The 1,178-nt window shown below is 68.0% G+C and carries 1 protein-coding gene; it reads left to right on the top strand.

The window, feature by feature from the left end; all coding sequences use genetic code 11:
* On the top strand, positions 1-1,178 hold a 1,178-nt coding region (locus tag DJ74_RS14050; protein WP_094527646.1), incomplete at both ends, for an ATP-binding protein.

Here is a 1,178-nt window from a genome sequence, read left to right as displayed (position 1 = left end):
GTCGTCGGCGGCGTCGAGCGGCCGCTCAAAGCGACCAGCGAGACCACTCGCACCGCCACGGGCGTCGATCACCCCTGGGAGGCCGTCTCGGACCTCCTCTTCACCCAACGCACCGAGTTCTCGGGCGAGATTTCCCTCACCCAGCCGGCGATGGCGCTGGAGTGGTACCGCGACCACGCGGACGACGACCGGCTCGCCGAGAACCCGACCGTCGTCGCCGCGCTCGAGCTCGCCGAGGACCTCGACGCGCCCGTGACTCACGAGGAGGCGCGCGACAGCGTCCGGCCGATTCAGGCGGACCGCGTCTGGATCGACGCCCTGCTCGAGGAGTACTTCGACGAGGACGAGGACGGCGAGATGCTCGATCTCGTCAGCGTGCAGGCCCCCGAGGAGATCGAGACGACGCTCGCGGACCTCGTTCTCACCGGCGATCAGGAGGGGGAGATCCAGAAGATCGTGAAGGCGATCGAGCACCGCGAGTACCTCGCGAGCATCGGGCTCCGCGAGATCGGGAAGCTGCTGTTCGTCGGGCCGCCGGGGACCGGGAAGACGACCGTCTCGCGGGCGCTCGCGCACGAGCTCGGTATCCCGCTCGTCGAGGTGAAGATGTCGATGATCACGAGCCAGTATCTCGGCGAGACGGCCAAGAACGTCGAGAAGACGTTCGAGGTCGCCAAGCGGCTCTCGCCGTGTATCCTCTTCATCGACGAGTTCGACTCGGTGGCGAAGACCCGCCGCTCCGACGAGCACGCCGCGCTGAAGCGCGCGGTCAACACCCTGCTCAAGTCGATCGACGAGGTGTCGCTCGTCCGCGACGAGGTCCTCCTCATCGGCGCGACGAACCACCCCGACCAGCTCGACGCGGCCGCGTGGCGCCGCTTCGACGAGATCGTCAACTTCCCCAAGCCGGACCGAGACATGCGCTCGGACATCCTGCGAGTCGTCACCCGCGAGATGCAGATCGCCGACTTCGACCCCGAGGAGGTCGCCGACCGCACGAGCGGGCTCACGGGCTCCGACCTCCGGATGGTGTTGCGCGAGGCCGTCCTCGGCGCGCTCACGGAGGACCGGATGACGATCACCCAGGAGGACGTGATGGAGGCCGTCGAGGACTTCGAGGAGCGCGACAACCTCAAGAACATGGACATGATCGACGGCGAGGGCGCGGAGGTGCTCGG

Source organism: Halorubrum sp. Ea8 (genome assembly GCF_002252925.1).
GTDB lineage: Archaea > Halobacteriota > Halobacteria > Halobacteriales > Haloferacaceae > Halorubrum.
Note: the sequence above shows the minus strand (reverse complement) of the source record. Positions and strands in the feature narration are given on the sequence as shown.